Origin of the sequence: Thalassobacillus devorans, from assembly GCF_900176565.1 — a bacterium.
Classification (GTDB): domain Bacteria; phylum Bacillota; class Bacilli; order Bacillales; family Halobacillaceae; genus Thalassobacillus; species Thalassobacillus devorans_A.
On the sequence record NZ_FXEH01000001.1, the window covers coordinates 18185 to 38113 of the forward strand.

General features: G+C 43.1%; 18 protein-coding genes. All 18 read right to left on the bottom strand.

The annotated features are described in order from the left end of the window. Positions 1-11: 11 nt before the first annotated feature. Positions 12-1463, bottom strand: coding sequence for a bifunctional methyltransferase/pyrophosphohydrolase YabN (gene mazG, locus B9Y67_RS00110; protein ID WP_085504817.1), 1452 nt, complete (start codon positions 1461-1463; stop codon positions 12-14). Beyond that, positions 1450-3054 (bottom strand): putative polysaccharide biosynthesis protein, encoded by a 1605-nt coding sequence (locus B9Y67_RS00115; RefSeq protein ID WP_176223870.1) that lies wholly within the window; start codon positions 3052-3054, stop codon positions 1450-1452. Before B9Y67_RS00115 ends, mazG begins: the two co-directional genes overlap by 14 nt. A gap of 243 nt (positions 3055-3297) precedes the next feature. After that, entirely contained in the window at positions 3298-3834 is a 537-nt protein-coding gene (gene spoVT / locus B9Y67_RS00120) for a stage V sporulation protein T (RefSeq protein WP_085504819.1), read from the bottom strand. Positions 3835-4215: 381 nt separating this feature from the next. Beyond that, entirely contained in the window at positions 4216-7752 is a 3537-nt protein-coding gene (mfd, locus tag B9Y67_RS00125; RefSeq protein WP_085504820.1) for a transcription-repair coupling factor, read from the bottom strand. A 65-nt stretch (positions 7753-7817) separates the two neighbouring features. Beyond that, positions 7818-8048, bottom strand: a complete 231-nt coding sequence (locus B9Y67_RS00130) for an anti-sigma-F factor Fin family protein (RefSeq protein ID WP_085504821.1) — start codon at positions 8046-8048, stop codon at positions 7818-7820. A gap of 129 nt (positions 8049-8177) precedes the next feature. Then, complete coding sequence (gene pth / locus B9Y67_RS00135; RefSeq protein ID WP_085504822.1) at positions 8178-8738, bottom strand: aminoacyl-tRNA hydrolase; 561 nt, start codon at positions 8736-8738, stop codon at positions 8178-8180. Positions 8739-8929: 191 nt separating this feature from the next. After that, positions 8930-9592 carry a 50S ribosomal protein L25/general stress protein Ctc gene (locus B9Y67_RS00140; RefSeq protein ID WP_085504823.1) on the bottom strand — a complete coding sequence of 221 codons (663 nt, stop codon included), beginning with the start codon at positions 9590-9592 and terminating at the stop codon, positions 8930-8932. Between the two features lie 91 nt (positions 9593-9683). Continuing rightward, a complete protein-coding gene (locus B9Y67_RS00145; RefSeq protein WP_085504824.1) occupies positions 9684-10637 on the bottom strand; it encodes a ribose-phosphate diphosphokinase in 954 nt (317 codons plus the stop codon). A 15-nt stretch (positions 10638-10652) separates the two neighbouring features. Then, on the bottom strand, positions 10653-12032 hold the full coding sequence (gene glmU / locus B9Y67_RS00150) for a bifunctional UDP-N-acetylglucosamine diphosphorylase/glucosamine-1-phosphate N-acetyltransferase GlmU (RefSeq protein ID WP_085504825.1): 1380 nt from the start codon (positions 12030-12032) through the stop codon (positions 10653-10655). 212 nt (positions 12033-12244) lie between these two features. Further along, positions 12245-12535, bottom strand: a complete 291-nt coding sequence (spoVG, locus tag B9Y67_RS00155; protein WP_028781775.1) for a septation regulator SpoVG — start codon at positions 12533-12535, stop codon at positions 12245-12247. A 205-nt stretch (positions 12536-12740) separates the two neighbouring features. Further along, positions 12741-13562, bottom strand: a complete 822-nt coding sequence (gene purR, locus B9Y67_RS00160; RefSeq protein ID WP_085504826.1) for a pur operon repressor — start codon at positions 13560-13562, stop codon at positions 12741-12743. A gap of 59 nt (positions 13563-13621) precedes the next feature. Then, positions 13622-14488, bottom strand: a complete 867-nt coding sequence (gene ispE / locus B9Y67_RS00165) for a 4-(cytidine 5'-diphospho)-2-C-methyl-D-erythritol kinase (protein ID WP_085504827.1) — start codon at positions 14486-14488, stop codon at positions 13622-13624. 73 nt (positions 14489-14561) lie between these two features. Further along, positions 14562-14741: a small, acid-soluble spore protein, alpha/beta type gene (locus B9Y67_RS00170; RefSeq protein ID WP_085504828.1), complete on the bottom strand. Its 180-nt coding sequence runs from the start codon at positions 14739-14741 to the stop codon at positions 14562-14564. A gap of 443 nt (positions 14742-15184) precedes the next feature. After that, positions 15185-15442 carry a biofilm formation stimulator Veg gene (veg, locus tag B9Y67_RS00175; RefSeq protein WP_062438443.1) on the bottom strand — a complete coding sequence of 86 codons (258 nt, stop codon included), beginning with the start codon at positions 15440-15442 and terminating at the stop codon, positions 15185-15187. 293 nt (positions 15443-15735) lie between these two features. After that, the gene (yabG, locus tag B9Y67_RS00180) at positions 15736-16653 is read right to left on the bottom strand and encodes a sporulation peptidase YabG (protein WP_085504829.1); all 918 of its coding nucleotides are present in this window, start codon (positions 16651-16653) and stop codon (positions 15736-15738) included. A gap of 71 nt (positions 16654-16724) precedes the next feature. Further along, positions 16725-17612 (bottom strand): 16S rRNA (adenine(1518)-N(6)/adenine(1519)-N(6))-dimethyltransferase RsmA, encoded by an 888-nt coding sequence (gene rsmA / locus B9Y67_RS00185; protein ID WP_085504830.1) that lies wholly within the window; start codon positions 17610-17612, stop codon positions 16725-16727. Next, positions 17605-18168, bottom strand: coding sequence for a ribonuclease M5 (gene rnmV, locus B9Y67_RS00190; protein WP_085504831.1), 564 nt, complete (start codon positions 18166-18168; stop codon positions 17605-17607). Before rnmV ends, rsmA begins: the two co-directional genes overlap by 8 nt. Positions 18169-18263: 95 nt before the next feature. After that, a complete protein-coding gene (locus tag B9Y67_RS00195; RefSeq protein WP_085504832.1) occupies positions 18264-19553 on the bottom strand; it encodes a G5 and 3D domain-containing protein in 1290 nt (429 codons plus the stop codon). Positions 19554-19929 lie beyond the last annotated feature (376 nt).

Genomic DNA, 19929 nt, shown 5'->3' on the forward strand with positions numbered 1-19929 from the left:
TATCTCCTTTTTTATCGGTTTTTGGCTTCCACCCACCATGACTCCAATGCTTCCAGCGACAAGTCCTTCAGTGCCACTCCTTGTTCAGCAGCTTTTTGTTCCATGTACCGGAAACGGGCACGGAACTTTTCGTTCGTCCCTTGCAAGGCGCTTTCTGCATTGATTTTATAATGGCGGGCTAAATTAGTGATGGAAAATAGCAGGTCACCGAGCTCTTTTTCCATTTCCCATGCATCACCAGCCTGCTGCGCCTCTTTAAACTCCTGCCATTCTTCTTCTACTTTACTCCAGACTGGTTCCGCTTCTTTCCAGTCAAATCCTACCTTGGCCGCCCGCTTCTGAATATCTTCCGCCTGCAGTAAGGAAGGGAAACTTGCAGGTACCTGGTCCAGCAAGGACTCAGGCTGGATGCCTTTTTCCTGCTTTTTTATTTCATCCCAATTCGTAATTACCTCTTCTGATGAGTTTACTGATATATCTCCAAAAACATGCGGATGTCTGCGGATCATTTTTTCCGTTATCGATAATATTACGTCATCGATGGTGAAAAATCCTTCATCTTCTCCAATTTGACTATGCAGCATCACTTGCAGAAGCACATCTCCAAGCTCTTCCACCATCGCGTCGTCATCCAGTTGATTGACCGCATCGATAAATTCATATGCTTCTTCTATCAAATACTTGCGTAGAGATTCATGGGTCTGCTTCTTATCCCATGGGCAGCCATCCGGCCCACGCAATTCACGAATCACTTCCCGCAACCGGAAAAACTGATGGTTCAAGGAATCTTTCGGTACCGGAGCAAGATAAACACTGGTAAGATTATTCAACTCCACAGAACGATCCAAGTCTTCTAATGCTACCGTAATGACTCTTTCTTGTTCACTACCCGCTGCCGTGACAATCGTAACGGGGTGTTCCGGATTCAAATCCTCTAACAGGGCCAGTTTCACTTCTGATGCGATCATTCCATCATATACCTGGGTGAAAATGATATGACCTAAGTATTGCAGCTGCGAACGATCGAAGGAAGTGGCATCGATGAACTGCATCCCTTCGACAGGATCGATTTTGAGGGTTGTATATACATCGTCAAGATAGCTCTGCCCTCCGGCTACCTCTACTTTTACTTCTCCGCGCTCTTCTCTTTCGAGGAGAAGCTGAACCGTACGTTCTGCCACCATCGGATGTCCAGGTACAGCATAAATGATGGACTTTTGGGAGGCAGCCAATACCAGCTGGTCGACGACTTCTATATAAACTTCTTCAAACTGTTCATGCTTCTCATAGATGTTATCAAAGGATCTAAAGGCCAACCCTTCCTTTTCCAATTCAGCTACTACAGGATGCTCTTCCGTTCTAAGATAAATATCACGGGATTGGTTGGTCAATTTCTTATAAATCCCCAGAGGAAGCTGGTTGATATCTCCAGCTCCCAGTCCGATCACTTCAATCGTGTGCATGCTTATGTTTCCTCCTTGAAAACCAGTTGAAAATCGCTCCCACGGCCGGGATTTGTTCCATTTCTTTATCAGTGAATCCTTTGGCTAAGGTGAAAGTGATAAAATAGACGATCCCCCCTAGTGCAGAAACCGTAAGTGTGAAAATAAATAACTCAATCCGGGATTCCAGTAACAGCAGATAGGTTTCGATGGTAATCGCTAACATCAAAAATATCGCCATTACTACTAACGCAGTCAGCATTTTTATAAATGGAAGGCGGCGCCAGGCAGACGGCCGGAACCGTCTTCTCATCAACCTTAAATTCCAGATTAATACCAGAGCAGCCGCCACAACCGATGCCCAGGCGGCACCAGACAAACCAAAAATGGGGACCAGTATCTCGTTTCCAGCCCATTTTAATACGGTTCCTGCCAAAATGACACCAGCTGTCTGGAAGACAACATCGACCCCCTGTAGAACGGAAGACGTGGTGATTGCCAAGGAACTGAATAAAACAACAATCATTAGTATTCTTAAATAAGATGTTCCAGCGGTGTTCTGGTAAAGCAATTCATTAACATAAGGAAAAATCATGATCAGGCCGGCGGTTGCACCGGCTGCTAACAACAAGCTCATTTTCAAAGCTGACTGTAAGTGCTCATGAAATTTGTCTGGTTCCCGCTCCAGCCGTTGTTTCGTAATCGTCGGAATTAAGGCGAGAGCCAGAGAAGAACCTAACACTGCCCCCAACTGAATCAACGGCTGACCCCGATCGAAAACCCCTTTGGACACCCTGGCCTCGTAAGAATCCAATCCAAAACCTTCCAATCCAGGAACCAAGGTAAAGGCATCAGCCATTTGAATCAATAATAAAAACATATAGTTAATGCTGATAAATAAACCATAGATAAGGATGGTCTTTAAAAAATAGCGATAGGAGTGCTCTCTATGTACCTGGTGCTCGCGTGATCTTCTTTTCCAGGCAATCATACCAAGAAAAATGGCAGCAGCTATAGAACCAGCCACCGAAGCCGCTGCTGCACCTGTACCAATGGCATAATAATCTTCCTTACCCACTAAGGCCACTGCTACAGTAATAATAATACTCACGCGCACCAGCTGTTCTACAATTTGAGATACAGCTGTCGGCTGCATATCATTACTTCCTTGGAATGCCCCCCTCATCACCGAGGTGAAGGGTAAGACAAGAAAAACAAACGCGCTTGCTCTAATAGGGGCGCTTAATGTTTTATCCCCCATCCACTCTGCAATCATAGCTGCTTGCGTAAACAATATTAAAAACACAAGAGCACTTAAAGAGAATATGATGACGAATACAGGGATGAAAAAGGAGCGTAGTGCCAGCTCTTTTTGTTTATCCCTGAAATCCGCTGCCAATTTCGATACAGCCACAGGAAAGCCGTACAACGATAGCATGATTGCTACTCCAAGGAAGGGGTAGATTTGCTGATATATATAAAAGCCCAGATCCCCTGTTATATTTTGAATCGGAATCCGGTAACCTGCACTTAATATTTTGCTGAAAATCCCCGCTAAAGTGAGGATGAAAGCACCTTTGAAAAAATCTTTGGTTTCAATCTTGTCATTCATGTTGGTACGCCTTTCCATCATACTTCCACTCATTATAGCACAGGTGCATGATTTTCATCATTCATCCGATTCTTGCCAACAGTTATATAAAGCATTACAAAGCATTAATCCTTTTTAGAGTATTAAAAAGCCGTATGACTCCTTTATGGTCATACAGCTCTTCCACTACTTATTCGCACAACGTGACCTGCCGCAAAAAGCCATCGCCGTCTTACTTAAAGTATAGATAAGATCTTAAAATCTCTATTCCATCTGGCGGGCAAGAAAACTTGCAGCCGTTTCAACAGACTTAGCTTCTACATCTCCAAGCGCCGGGCCTTCTTTCGAATAGATGACCACACAACCGATTGGATCGCCTTGAGCGATTATCGGTCCGATGACGTAGGATGCCAATTCCTCTTCACGACCTTGCACCAATTCGATTTGACTAGAGTTCTTTTCTGTCACTACCGAACGGTTATCAATCGCTTGTTCAATCTTAGGTCCAATATGCTTGTTTAAATAATCCTTTTTCGATCCACCAGCTACGGCGATGAATTCATCCCTGTCACAAATCAATACCGGCTGTCCTAAAGAATCGAATAAGGCATCCGCATATTCCTTCGCAAAGTCTCCTAATTCACTGATAGGGGAATACTTTTTAAGTATGACCTCACCCTCTCTGTCAACGAAGATCTCTAAAGGATCACCTTCACGTATTCTCAACGTTCTCCGTATTTCTTTAGGAATAACCACTCTTCCTAAATCATCAATGCGACGTACAATTCCTGTTGCTTTCATAGCTGAGAAGCCTCACTTTCCTTGATGATTAGTCTTAATATTTTTGGTGATAAGATACAACAAAAATACAGTTGATGACTTTAGTATGAATCAACAATAAAAACCTATTCACCTAAACAATGGATTTATGGTAAGAAATAGGGATAAAAAAACAGAAAGTAACGAATCGGTTGCCATAATTAGAAAATGGGAGCAAGGAAACGACTCGCTTTCCGCGGACGTACGGACATGCCTCCTCACTTCGTTGCGTGATCCTGTCATGTCCGTTTTTCCGCAGGAGTTTCGTCATTTCCTTGCTCCCTTAATTTTGTTAATAACCGTTCTTATAATTCATCTACTGATTCTCACCATTAAAAGGATAGTGGCTCCTTTCTCTCCCGCTTAAGCGGTGGAGACTTCTCTTTTCATATCCGGGAGTCTTTGGAGGAATTCGTCTACTACTTCATAACGGCGAATGTATGACTTTCTATCCCATTGGAAAGTGACCTTCAGTTTCTGGTCTTCCGTTCCTAATTGCACGATTCTGCCATAACTGTTTGCAAGTTCGAATAACTTGGCACCATCGATGTTCTGGCTGGATTCAGCTTCCATCAGCAAATCAATCTTCTGCTTTTTCTCGGATATCGATTCAATCCCTGATTGTTTGGCATGCATTTTCATGGAAGAGACCAGGAACAAGTTTTCAACTTCATCTGGGTAATCCCCAAAACGGTCAATGATTTCATCTCGCAGATCATGGATATCCTCGACACTTTCTATCGCCTGGAATTGTTTATAAATATCGATTTTTTGCTTCTCATCTGAAATATACGTATCAGGCAGGTAGGCATCGATCTGAAGATCCAGCTCCACCTGGAACGGCTGTATGTCTTCCGGCTCTTTCCCCTGCCGCTTCGCTTCTATCGCATCCTTTAACATTTGAGAATACATATCAAAGCCGACAGAATCGATGAAACCATGCTGCTGGGCACCAAGCAGATTACCCGCCCCGCGAATGGACAGGTCTCGCATGGCAATTTTGAAGCCGGAACCAAGTTCGGTGAACTCTTTGATCGCCTGCAGCCGTTTTTCAGCTACTTCCGTCAGCACTTTGTCCCGTTGATACGTAAAGTAGGCATAAGCAACACGATTTGATCTTCCAACCCGTCCACGCAATTGATAGAGCTGGCTGAGTCCCATCTTGTCTGCGTCATAGACGATCAATGTGTTTACATTTGGAATATCTACACCAGTCTCAATAATCGTTGTGCTGACCAGTACATCAAACTCCCCTTCTAAGAAGGAAAACATGACATTCTCTAAAGTAGTCTCGTTCATTTGGCCATGAGCAGCAGTGACCCTTGCTTCCGGGACAAGCGCTGAAATTTCCTCTGCCATCCGTTCGATATTCTCCACCCGGTTGAATAGGAAAAACACCTGGCCGCCCCTGGCCATTTCCCGTTCAATCGCTTCCCGCATAAATACCGGATTATACTCGAGTACGTACGTCTGGATAGGGAAACGGTTTTCTGGCGGTGTCTCGATCACTGACAAGTCCCGGACTCCCAGCATGGACATATGCAATGTTCTTGGAATTGGCGTGGCTGTCAATGTCAAAACGTCGACATTGGTTTTCAGTTGTTTGATCTTTTCTTTATGTTTGACGCCGAACCGCTGTTCTTCGTCGACGATCAATAAACCGAGATCTTTAAACTGGGCGTCTTTCGATAAGAGACGATGGGTACCGATCACCACATCTACCAGCCCTTTTTTCATTTGATCGGTTGTTTCTTTTTGTTGTTTTTTTGTACGGAAACGGCTTAACAGCCCGATATTAATCGGGAAGTCCTGAAAACGTTCCATAATGGTTTCATAATGCTGTTGTGCCAGGATAGTCGTCGGAACAAGAATCGCTACCTGCTTTCCTTCCGCAACTGCTTTAAATGCGGCACGAATAGCGACTTCGGTTTTCCCGTAACCAACGTCACCACAAAGAAGCCGGTCCATCGGCCGTATTCTTTCCATATCCTCCTTGATTTCTTCAATACATTGCAGCTGATCTTGAGTTTCCTGATAAGGGAATGATGCCTCGAATTCCCGCTGCATTTCTGTGTCTTCCTGAAAAGCATGGCCTTTAGAAGCTTCCCGCTCGGCATAGAGCTTGATCAAATCATCCGCAATGTCCTCAACAGAAGACTGTACTTTGCGTTTGACCTTACCCCATTCGCTGCCACCGAGTTTGTATACTTTTGGTTCTTTCCCTTCTGAACCGACATACTTCTGAATCAGATCAATTTGTTCTATTGGTACGAACAGCTTATCGTTTCCGGAGTATTTAACGAGCAGGAAGTCTTTGTGGACACCATTCATGGTCAATGTTTCTACCCCAAGATATTTCCCTATCCCATGGTTGGCATGGACGACATAGTCACCCACTTTCAGTTCCTGGTAGTTCTTAATCCGTTCTGCATTGGACAATTTCTGTTTTCGCTTTGGTTTTGATGTTTTCTTCTTGAACATCTCATTTTCTGTGATGACAGCCAATTTGTGCATAGGCAGTTCGAAGCCACTACTGATATTTCCATGAATAATTGTCGGTTTCGAAAGCGGAAGTGTGACATCCTCTTTGCTGATGACAGCTTCCATGCCATAATCATCGAGCACTGACTGTACCTTTGTCGCCCGTTCTTCGTTAGGGACAATAATCATGACAGAAAAGTGTTGCTTTTCCCAGCGTTCCATTTCGTTTTTCAATAAATTCATCTGGCCATGGAACTGCTGCATTTGACGACAGGATATATTGACGACATTCTCCGGCTGAGTGTTGGGAATATGTCGTAAGAACACTGACAAATATAATCGTGGATGTTTGATTTTCGACCACACATCATGCCAGTCATAGGAAATGGAAAGGTCTCGTACGATTTGATTGGCCTCCAGCAGACTCTGATACCATTCTGCCTCTTCCTGATCAAGTCGTTGCGCCGTTTCCTGTATCCGGCTCATTTCATCCATGACGACAATTCCGTTTTCCGGCAGGTAATCTAGTAAATTGGCTGGCTCATCGTAATAGAAACCAATATATTTATACATCTCCTGGAACCGTTCCTGCTGTTCCAAACGCTCCAGGTCGTGTTCAATGACTTCACTCAGCCTTGTTTTCGCTTCTGCTTTCGTCAGCTTTTTCAGGGAATGACTTAAGGCCTCTCCTAGGCGATGAGAGGCTCGGGTGAAATCTTCTTCAGTTATTAATAATTCCGTTGCAGGAGCAATCATGACCTGCTCCAGTTTTTCTTTGGAGCGTTGGGTTTCGGAATCAAAGGTCCGGATCGAATCTACTTCCGTATCAAAAAGTTCAATTCGGTAAGGAAATTCAGCAGTCAACGGGTAAAGATCGATAATCCCTCCACGAATACTGAACTCTCCCGGTGATGCAACCATTCCTGTTCGTTCATATCCCATATCAACCAGCGTGGCAAGGTAACGCTCAACGTCAATTTCTTCACCGACTATAAAAGGAAGACGGTACCGTTCCCAATAGCTTTTAGGAGGCAAGACCCGCTTCAACGCTGAAACTGGTGTAATCAATATCCCGGATCCTTGATTCATCCACTGATTCAGCGATTCTATCCGCTGGCTTTTCAATTCCGGGCTTGCAATCGCAATCTCAGAAGCAATCAATTCATTGACCGGATATAAGTGTGCGCGTTCGGTTTCTGTGATTTCCTGTAAATCTTCATATAATTGCTGTGCCTGTACCAGTTGATGGGTAACGAGTAAAACTGGCCGTTCCAATGACTCATTAACGATAGAGACGAGCGCGCTGCGAGCGGACCCGGATAGTCCCGATACCATCTGTTCTTGCATGCCGGTGGTAAACCCTGATGCAATCGAATGGATATCATCTTGGCCATGCAAATATTTCTTTAGTCCTTGCATATATGATTCCTCCACTATCATCATTCTCACCATTCGGCATCCTTATTTCTCTGGTGCACGATGGTTTATTGTATAAAAAAGTCTAATTCATGATATTGGGGATTTTGATCAAGTGCCTCCTGGCAATTATCGCAAATCGTTTTAATGCGCAGGTCTCCATTTTGATGGAATTCAAGCATTTCTTCGCGCTCCTGTTCCGTCAAATGATTAATACCAAGCATATTCTCATCTGCTATTTCTTGTTCTAATTTCCCCACAGTATTATTACAATGACGGCAAACATAGATGATTGACATCACACAACCCTCCTATTTAGAGCAATTGTGCTTAGTTTGACCGTCTTTTACTCCAATTATACGATTCTTACATTTTATGACTGCCTGTTTAAAGACATACCTGTCCCTTTTAATTCCTTCCAGACCTCATCATTTATTATATTCATTCATGACTTCCTGGAAAGGACGTTCGATCCATGCTTCACATGCTTTCGCTGCTTTATGAATACTGTCCTGCACAGGTTCCTGCTGATCTTTATCGAAACTGCCAAGCACATAGTCGACGACTGACATCGGGACTGAAGGACGACCGATTCCCACTCGAAGCCGCTTGAAAGATTTGTCATGAAAATGATCGATGATATTCCGGATTCCGTTATGTCCCCCATGTCCACCTTTTTGCCGCAGACGAACTTTCCCTGGAGGCAGATCCAAATCATCATAGATAACAAGAAAGTCATCTATTTCAAAATCATAATAATCAGCAAATGCACGAATCGCTTCTCCTGAGAGGTTCATATAGGTCTGAGGTTTGAGCAGCAATACCTTTTCCCCATTCACATGTTCTATCGTATACAGGCTCTTGAACTTTTCCTGCTTTAATTCCCAATGGTTGTCAGAAGCCAGCTGATCGATGACCATAAAGCCTATGTTGTGTCTTGTTTTTTCATATTTCTTCCCCGGGTTACCTAAGCCAACAATACATTTCATTTATTCAACTTCCTTTTACCTGTAAGTATCTATATTATTATAGCAAAATCCACGATTATAAAAACTCAACTTTCATCAAGCGTCTATAAGCGAAAGGCTTCCTGCTTTTTATGTTTTCATCCTCTAACTGTCTTAAAGTCAAATAAAAGGGGCGCAACACAATGTCACGCCCCCTCAATATTCCATCTGTATTACTCTTTATCGTTTTCTTCTGGTTTTTCTTCACTTTCATCGCTCTCGTTTTCAGCTCCAACCAATTCTGGTTCTGCCTGTTCGTCATCTGTTTCAGGTTCTTCAGGCATTTCCTCCGGCGGAGTAACAGAAACGATTGTCTGGTTTTCGTCATCCAGAATCTCATAGTTACGACCCTGCTTCAAGTCGCTGACCATGAGGCTGTCGCCGACATTAAGCTCAGATACATCGACTGTAATTTCTTCCGGAATATTGTTTGGCTTTGCACGGACTTGCAGGTGGTATAATGGCTGCTGCAGAACTCCGCCTTCTTTTGAGCCAATCGCTTCACCGTCGAGACGTACGGGTACTTCAACATCCATCTCCTGAGCCATGTCTACAATATAGAAGTCTGCGTGAATCAGCTCGTCCTTCAGTGGATCGATTTGATATTCATGCAGCATAACATCTACTGTTTTGCCGCCTTCCACGTCAAGAGAAATAATTGCGTTCCTTCCCTCGTCACGTACAGTTTTCAACAACTCGATGCTGTTGACAGACACGGTGATTGGATCTTTTTCTTTACCATATACAACTGCAGGGACATTTCCTTCTTCACGAAGACCCCTGTTTGTTGATTGTTTCGTATCTTTTCTTTGATTTGCTTTTAATTGAATTGCCAAGTTAATCACCCTCCATTGAAATAAAAACCATCTATTCAATAATGTTTCCCTTTCGCTGTCTGAGCTAAACCTGTTTTTTTCTTTATTAAAATTAATCGAACAAGATACTGATGGATTTGAACTCATGCACACGGATGATCGCTTCACTAATCAATGGTGCAATCGATAGTTCGGTAATTTTGTCAATTTTCTTATCTTCCCCAAGCGGAATCGTGTTCGTAACCACAAGTTCCTTGATTTGAGAATTTTCAATCCGTTCAATTGCAGGTCCGGAGAGTACCGGGTGGGTACAGCATGCATATACCTCTTTCGCACCATTCTCTTTCAAGGCATTGGCCGCGAGTGTAATCGTTCCTGCTGTATCAATGATATCATCAATCAGGATGGCCGTTTTGCCTTCGATATTACCGACGATGTTCATCACTTCGGCAACATTCGGACGCGGACGGCGTTTATCGATAATAGCAATCGGAGCTTTCAAAATATCGGCCATTTTCCTGGCACGTGTTACGCCGCCATGGTCAGGGGATACAATAACCACATCATCAAAATTCTTTTCCTCAAAGTATTCCGATAGAAGCGGGACTCCTACCAGATGATCGATCGGGACATCGAAGAACCCTTGAATCTGCGGTGCATGAAGGTCAAGCATCAATACACGTGTCGCACCGGCGGTTTGCAGTAGGTTCGCCACAAGCTTAGCTGTAATCGGTTCACGCGAGCGTGCTTTCCTGTCCTGGCGGGCATACCCATAATATGGCATAACGATATTGATCGTGCGCGCCGAAGCCCGCTTCAACGCATCAATCATAATAAGAAGCTCCATAATGTGTTGGTTTACCGGAGCACATGTAGATTGGACGACATAAACATCGCAGCCTCGGATACTTTCTTCAATATTGATTTGGATTTCCCCGTCACTGAACGTCGTCACAGAACATTTTCCTAATTCCGTCCCAATATTTTCAGCAATTTCCTGCGCCAATGATGGATTGGAGTTAAGAGAAAAAACTTTCAACGATGGATCCTTATAACCAGTTGCCATTTGAAATACCCTCCGTTAACCTTTTTTGGGCTGCTTCATTTTAGAAGCATAGCCTTCTTTGTTTGTTTGACGAGAACGTGCAATGGAAAGCGCCTCTGACGGTACATCTTCATTTATTGTTGAACCAGCAGCGACATAAGCACCCTTTCCGACTGTAACCGGAGCAATCAAATTGGAATTGCATCCGATAAAGGCATCATCTTCAATTTTTGTTAAATGCTTGTTCGCTCCATCATAGTTGACGGTAATCGTCCCACATCCGATGTTCACTCCGGTACCGACCTCAGAATCACCAATATAACTCAAGTGAGAAGCTTTACTATTATTGCCGAACGCCGCTTTTTTCACTTCGACAAAGTTACCTATTTTAACTTCATCCCCGAGATCTGATTGTGGACGTATATGGGCAAACGGACCAATTTGGACGCGTTGTCCAATATTACTGTCCGCAGCAACACTTTGCCTGATGACGGTACCTGCACCGATACGAGAATTTGTTATCGTGGTATGCGGACCGATGATGGCATCATCATCAATTTCGGTATTTCCATCAATGACGCAGCCTGGATGAATAACAACATCCTGCCCGATCTTCACATCCGGACCAATGTAAGTATGATCTACATCAATCAAGGTAACTCCGTTTCGCATATGCTGCTCGTTAATGCGCTGCTTCATCGTTTTTTCTGCTTGTGATAGAGCGACACGATCATTGACACCTAACGTTTCTGAAAAATCGCCTGTTTGATAAGCGCTGACTTTTTCTTGTTTATCTTTCAGGATTTCAATGACGTCCGGCAGGTAGTATTCTCCTTGCACATTATCATTGGAAACATTTTGTAAGGCATCAAACAAGGCACGGTTATCAAAGCAGTAAGTACCCGTGTTGATTTCCTGGATTTCTTTCTCTTCATTATTCGCATCTTTATGTTCGACAATGCGCTCGACTTCGCCGGTCGCCCCGCGTATGACACGTCCGTACCCGGTTGGATCGTCAGCATGAGCAGTCAAAATAGTGGCAAGTGCGCCTTCTTGATCATGATGATCGATCAATGCCTGCAATGTCTCTCCTGTCAATAATGGCGTATCCCCGCACACAACAAGCGTGGTGCCTTCTTTATCTGCCAGGATATCTTCCGCCTGCAGCACCGCATGTCCGGTTCCAAGCTGCTCTTCCTGGATGACATAATGGCTGTCTTCACCTAATTGATCCTGAACTTTCTCAGCTCCGAACCCTACAACGGTGATCAATTCGCTTAAATCGACAGTGTTCAACTGATCTACAACATGCTGTACCATTGGTTTGCCGCATACAGGATGCAAAACTTTATACAGTTTTGACTTCATCCTTGTACCCTGACCAGCCGCAAGCACAACGGCATATCTATTACTCATGAAGTAACCCTCCATCCTATTTATCCATAAAAATCATATCTTAAAACAAGTGTTATTTCAACAATACCCTACTTGAAATGACTATAATTATAAACTGGGAGGGATACCAAAAAAAGACATGTTAAAACCCGGTCGAAACCGGGTATTGTTTAAACAAAATAAAGAAGCCTAACTCCTGTGAAGTTAGACCCCCCTGTTGTCATGATATTTACTTACGAAGCGCCGGCTTCTTCATACTCTACTTCTGCTTCACCAGCACGGTGGTATTCTTCAAGTACAGCGTCTTGAATTTTTCCACGAGTGTTCGAGTTGATCGGGTGTGCAATGTCCCGGAACTCACCATCAGGCGTGCGCTTACTTGGCATAGCTACAAATAGACCATTGTTGCCATCAATGACACGAATATCGTGTACGACAAACTCCTGGTCTAAAGTAATAGAAGCAATTGCTCGCATTCTTCCTTCAGTATTCACGCGTCGCAGTCTAACGTCAGTTACTTCCATTAATATTCACCACCTTTTCCCAAAAAGAACTTATTACATAAATTCCACAAAACGGCAAAAATTCCTTCTTTATTTAATAAAAATTTTTCACGGTTTGTAGTTTGACAAGAAATTAATAGTATTTAATATGCAAGAAGCGGAACCTCAGCCATTGGTATGACAGGGATTCCGCTTCTTGTAACCTTTTATATACTAATAAATTTTATTAGGTGATTTTATCTAATAAATTTCCAGTTGCAACTTTAATTTGTTTATTACGATCATCCACATTCAAAATTTGGACGAGGGATAAATAATCTTCTACGACGCGGTCTTCGTCTTCATCTTCCGCTTCAGCCAGGACACCGATACCCGCTGTAACGGCGTTAAATTCTTTTAACAGGTTCTGCATACCCGCGATAGTGCCTCCCGCCTTCATGAAATCATCAATAATCAATACCCTCGATTTTTCCTTCAGGCTGCGCTTCGTCAACACCATCGTTTGGATTTTTTTGGTGGAACCGGAAACATAATTGATACTTACTGTGGATCCTTCCGTTACTTTGGGGTCTCGACGTGCAATGACGACCGGAACATTCAAATAAGAAGCTACAGCGTAAGCAAGTGGTATTCCCTTTGTCGCCACTGTCATAACGACATCGACTTCCTTATCGGCAAAGGCTGAAGCAAACAAGCGCCCGATATCACGGACCGTATGGGGGTCACCCAGTAAATCACTCATGAACAAGTAGCCTCCAGGAAGGAGCCGTTCAGGGTCTTCCAGCCGTTCGCATAATCGGCTGACAAAAGATTCACTATAGGCTTTGGAAAATTGCGGGATATATTTAACGCCACCCGCCGCTCCCGATACCGTCTGCAAATAACCAATGCTTTCTTTTTGGAACATCTGGTTGATGATACCCAAATCTTCACTAATAGAAGATTTAGCCGCCTGATACGTCTCGGAAAAGAACGGCAAGGAAACTAATTCTCTCGGATGATCTAATAAATAGTGGGTCATTGCCACCAGTCGTTCACTTCTTTTCATACGAACACCTCAAAATCCGAATATTATCATCTAATATTACCAGATTCATACGGTTTTAATCAAGTGTGGGAACGGTGTCCTAACATACGGACAAGGTATACTTCATCACAAAAACCCCTCAAGCTATTGAATATACGTTGGGCTCTCGTTTCTTGTTGGGCAAGTGAAAACACCGTAGGACCACTTCCACTCATCAGGACGGCATCGGCCCCGGCTTGTACCATTTGATGCTTGATCTGTCTGACTTTTGGATGAAGCTCTAAGGTTACAGATTCCAGCACATTGCCGACATTATCACATAGCTGTTTAAAGTCTTCATTTTCCAGCGCCTCGATCATCGCAGTAGTATTGGGATGTTCCGCCTTTTCCCCCTGATATTTTTTGTAGACCGTAGCAGTAGAGACCCCGATGGCAGGTTTGGCAAGGACGACCCAGCAAGCAGGCGGCGCAGGCAGGTTTACGATCTGCTCTCCCCGGCCTTTTGCTAACGCGGTCCCCCCATAGACACAAAAGGAAACATCAGAGCCAATTTCACTCCCTAAACGGGCAAGTTCATCAGGGTTAAGCGCAAGATTCCAAAGACGGTTAACGCCTCTTAGTACAGCAGCAGCATCACTGCTTCCTCCAGCAAGCCCGGCAGCGACAGGGATGTTTTTTTCGATGAATATCCTGACGCCTGCTTCAACCTGGTATGTATCTTTTACTAATTTAGCAGCCCGATAGGCGAGATTTCTTTCATCATTAGGAACGAACCTGCTTTCAGACTCGATAATGATCTGATTTTCTTCCAATACCTCCAGCGTAATTCGATCTGCTAAATCAATCGTCGTCATGACCATTTCCACTTCATGAAATCCGTCATCCCGTTTATATAGAACGTCTAACGAAAGGTTTATTTTCGCCGGCGCTTTTTCATACACGTACATGGTTCCACCTACTTTTCCTCATCATTACTATAGGAGATTGTACCATATTTCCTTTCAAAAAAGGGAGCGTCCATCAGGACCGCTCCCTTATCATTTGCTCCTCGGCCATTTGAATGGCGCGTTTCACGATATTTCCGGCATCCCGGGTTGTAATTCCACCCCAGCCTTCCTTCTGAACCGTGTCATAAAACCCAAGTTCTTTCGCAATTTCTTCTTTGAGGTGATCAGACATAACCCCTCTTCTTCTGCTCATCCGTTTACAGCTCCTTTCAAAAAGCTTAGTTACGGACATTCCTAGCATATGTCATTCAGGGGTATTCATTCAGTAACTAATGGGTAACCACGGGAAAAATTCCCTGACATGATTATGGACTATTTCTGTTAAAAGAACAAAAGCGCAAGCGCCTTGCTCACCCCCGACAAGCTTAAGACAAGCCTCGCCGTGACGTTTTTTGTACTTTTAGACCAATTAAGTTTATAATGGTTTAAAGTATAAGTAAAACTAAGGCTTTCGCCATAAACCATTGGCGATAAGCCAAGTTTTTCTAATCACAGAGAGGATTGACTTAAGACCTCGAGGGGGTAGGCGCTGGAGCTAGATGGAGCTACCACGTAAAGTTATCCAAAAAAAGAAAATTTTATAATTTCCTAGAAAATGAAAAAGAACAGTAAACCAATGTTTACTGTTCCAGATAGCTAACTCGTAGCTAGTTTGTTCATTTCATCGAAGCTCAATTCCACAGTTTCCGTAAGTACATCCGCATAGCTATAAGATACTCGTTCAAAAGCATTTTCCTCCTGGTCAAGCTCAACAATGAACACAGATGGATACGTTTCTGCCAGAACACCGGAACGTTGGATGGTCTTTCTCCGTCCTCCATTTGCTGTCAATGTCAATCGCTTACCAATTTGGCCTTCAAGGGATTCTTTTATTTCGAATAACGTTTTAGCCACTACACTCCACCTCACTGTATATAAATATAACACAAGCCATCGACGATGTCAAATAAAAACTTATATTATACCAGTATGACAATTTTAATGTCAATAAAATAATTGCTTGTGTCACGATATCTTTATTATTCCTGAAAAAGGTAAAATTATGTATATTAGAAAAAACTGGTTCATACTTTAATCCTTTAGTAAATTTATACTTTCTTAAAGTGAAAAATAAAACGGACTAATCCAAAAGGCTCAAGCATAGGAATTAATGCGCTTATTCTCCCTTTTAGATCATCCGTTTCACACTAAATTTTTGAATTGTTATCTTCTTCTTTATCATTTTCTTCTTTTTCTTTTTCTTCCAGTATTTCCAGGGAGCGAAAAGGCATTCCGACCCTGAGCAGGCCTCGTGTCTCGACCCCTCCAAGCCCCCCTTCTCCTGTCAAGGTATTACGCAATACTTCTCTTACATTCACTTTATCCATAAATGACGTATAGGCGATGCGCGCAACGATATAGACAGGATCCAAAGCGTGAATGTTTATTCGCTGTGGTGAGCTTGCGTAATTAGCCCCAGCTTTAATCAACGACTCGAAATGGGATTGACAGGCACCCGCAAAAATAACCAGTTGATCCAGATGCGATGACTTACTTCGGATTTCACGAACCGTGTCAACAAAATATTGGGAATGGCGATACGCACGTAAGTCACGAACCGAACCTTTATTCTTGGAAAAAGAATCGTGACCGGTGATGACGACAATATCAGGCTGGATCCTTTCAATTAAAGATCCTATTTGAACCGGCATATCTTTTTCACCCATATGAGTCCCATGTACTTGTATACCTAACTGTTGATAGAGTTGGATGCACTTTTTCAGAAAAAGTTGATCTCCGTCAACATGGAGGACACGTGGAGCTATTTGAAAATAATTATTTTCAAACTTAAAGCCATCTGTCGACTCATGATCCCTTTTTTCTTTCAGCAGCTGATAATCCTGGCGGAACAACCGATAAGAATAGTCTTCCTGTACTTTCACTTTCTTTTTATGTGCCCGGTATTCTTCGCCTGTCGCTTTCTTCAAATCAGAAATAGGAGCATCTGCCTCCAGCCGGAAGTCCTCTCCAAATAAAAGCACCCGGTCCTCTTTGACAGATTGAACACGGAATAACAAGTCGTGTTGATGAGAGATGCGTGTTACTAAATCCCCTTTGACAATCATCTTGCCACCACCTCATACATTTCACTAACATAGCCTATGTGAAATGTATGAAGTTGTGTACTCTCTAAGGGTTAAACCGCCTTCTGTTTCTCATAAAAAGCATTGGCCAAAACCGCAAATTCTTCCATCGTCAAAGATTCTCCCCTGCGGGATGGCTCAATTCCGATATTCGCCAGCGTTTCCCTAATTTGATCTTTTTCCAGCTCCCCTTTGAAATGACGGGAGAGGTTATTCATCAATGTTTTACGACGCTGTCCAAAAGTTGCCTGAACCGTTGAGAAGAAAAAGTCTTCATCGGTGACTTGTACGGGCGGAACGTCACGAAGAACCAACTGCAGGACAGCAGAGTCAACATTTGGCTGTGGCATGAATACAGTTTTCGGGACATTCATCACCACTTTTGCTTCTGTATAGTATTGAACGGCTATCGATAATGAACCGTAGCTTTTCGTATTTGGTGAAGCGGCCATCCGATCTGCCACTTCCTTTTGGATCATAACGGTGATATTGTCGACCGGAAGTCGTTCCATTAATAATTTCATTAAAATAGGTGTCGTAATGTAATAAGGAAGATTAGCAACTATTTTTAAACTCTGTCCCGGTTCAAAGTTTGTTTTAATCACTTCATGGACGTCCGCTTCTAAAATATCCTTGTTGATGACCGATACATTATCGTATGGAGACAGGGTTTCTTCCAATATCGGCACCAGCCGCTGATCGATTTCAAAAGCAACCACCCGACCAGCATGTCTCGCGAGCTGCTCGGTCAGTGCCCCTATACCCGGCCCTATCTCAATCGCGCCAGACCGTTCATCTACCCCCGCATATCGCACAATATTCTCTAAAATATTGGCATCAATTAAAAAATTTTGTCCCAGACTTTTCTTAAAGGAAAAACCATATTGTTCGAGAATTTCTTTCGTTCTCGTCGGAGTGGCTATTGCTTTTTGGTTATTCATCGTTTTCCTCCTGTATCAACATTTCCATTGTTTGTTCGAATTCCTGTTTTGAAATTTGGAACATATTCAGACGCTTCAGTAATTGTTTGCCATTGGCCTTCCCGATTCGAAGGCGTTCCCCCAACTTGTCTCTCCTTCGACTTGCATGGGGACCACCTAACAACCCATAGGCTAATAAATCGGCCTTTGTAATTTCATTATTTTCTGTTTCGGTTAATTCATATACAGAGGCGAGAGCTTCTTGAATCGCTTTTAAGGATGCATGCTCAATTCCGATCCCATGATCAAATTTGGACCGTGCCTGATCTTTCGGTAAAAAAGCATGTTTGCATCCAGGAACAGCCTCAGAAATTATCATACGGATCCGCTCACCTGGAGCATCAGGGTCCGTAAAAATAATCACGCCCCGCTTTTCTTTTGCATGTCTGATTCGCTCAATTATTTCCTGGTTAATAGCCGAGCCGTTGGATTCGATCGTATCCGCATCCACCGCTTGTTTCACTTTTGTCGTGTCATCTTTTCCTTCTACCACAATCACTTCTTTAATTTTTTTCACTTATACTCCTCCGTGCAACAATACGCTAGTAGCTTTCAGCATACCACGAAATGAACCCAAAAGAAAAAGCAGAGGAGCGGGTCCCCTGCTTATCGTTATTTTCCGAGTATTTTCACTTGCACTGTCTTACGCCCGAAGCTTTGCGCCTTGCTCTTGGAAGACATGAACAGGTCGATCTTATTACCCTTGATCGCTCCACCTGTATCTCCGGCAATTGCATTTCCGTAGCCTTCGACCCACACCCTAGTACCAAGTGGAATGACGTTAGGATCGACAGCAATTACTTTCGCATCAGGATTCGCTTTCAGATTGATGCCTGTTGCCGTAATGCCGGAACATCCACTGCAGCTGGCTGTATAAGCAGTGGCACTCATTTGCAGTGTTTTGACCGAGCTCTCTGAGTCTCCACGAGAAACTGTGGTGTCACTGTCACTATTACCTGAGTTCGATTTCTGAGTAGAACTATTATTGGAATCCGAAGATTTATTCGTATTATTCGATGCCTGTGTTACAACTTTCTTTTCCTCTTCTTTTGTACCAATTGCAACGATTTTATTTTGGCTTTCCTTTTGCTGCTCTTCCTTGATCAGCTTCCGGTCGACCTCTTCGCCATTTTTCAAGGTCACTTCGTACTTCTTCGTGATAAGTCCTTTTTCACCATCCGTAACCGTTTTTCTTTCCCCTTTCGGGAGAGAACCATCCTGTTTAGTTACAACAGTAAAGTCTATTTCTTCTTCGATTACATCGGTGACTTTTTCTACACGTGTGATTTTTACAGGTGTTTTTTCTGTCAGTTGTTTGGACTCTTGAGGTTTCAATTCATCCATTTCACCTAACTCGATTTCCTGATCCTTCAGGAAGTCACCGACAGTGGAAGCAGTAGTCCAGACTTGTGTTTTTTCACCGCCATCATTAATGGTGACCTGGAATGCTTTTGCAATTTCTATATTCATATCAGGCTCAATCGGATCCATTTCCGTATGAGAAACCTCATCTCGTTTTTTAAAATGAAGATCCTGCTCCTCGAAAAACTCTCCGACTGTTTCTGCAGTTGTATAATAATCTTTTTGTTCGCCATCGATTACTACATGGACTGGCTCGGCACTTTGATAATCGACTTCCATCCCGTTAGCCAATGCAGTATCTTCTGGATGCGATAATTCATCATATTCTGAGGTGTTGATCTCTAATGTCTGCAGAAGTTCACCCACTGTGTCGGCATGTGTACGTAGTTGGGTTGTTTCCCCGTTGTGATTAACAGTGACTTCTGCTTTGGTTGCTTCATGAGTTATAACTCCAAGTAAGGCAAACAATACGGCGCTGCTAATAATCGTTAAGACCAGCGTAGTTTTTGAAGCTGGCAACAATTTAGAAAATATTTTCATGCCCCGTGCCTCCCCTTTTTTGTACTTTAAGAATGTTTAACTTTCTTAAAGGATTAAAGTATAAGAAAAACTATGGCTTTCACCATTACTTGGCGAAAAGCCAAGTTTTCCTAAATAAACGCTTCATAACATAAAAATAAATGCCTATGTAAAAACCAAAGCTTGCTCGCTCGGTTGCACAATACCCAATATACACGTCCGACCTCCGAATTAAAATAACAAACATGTTACAATTCTCATACATTTGTATAATAAAATAGGAAAAAAGTACCTTTCATTCAAAAAACGACATCAAAAAGACAAGTAACACCACATTTCTCCACGACTTTCTTCCTGTGTCCTTAAATTTAAAAAACCGTCCTCTTTTGAGAGGACG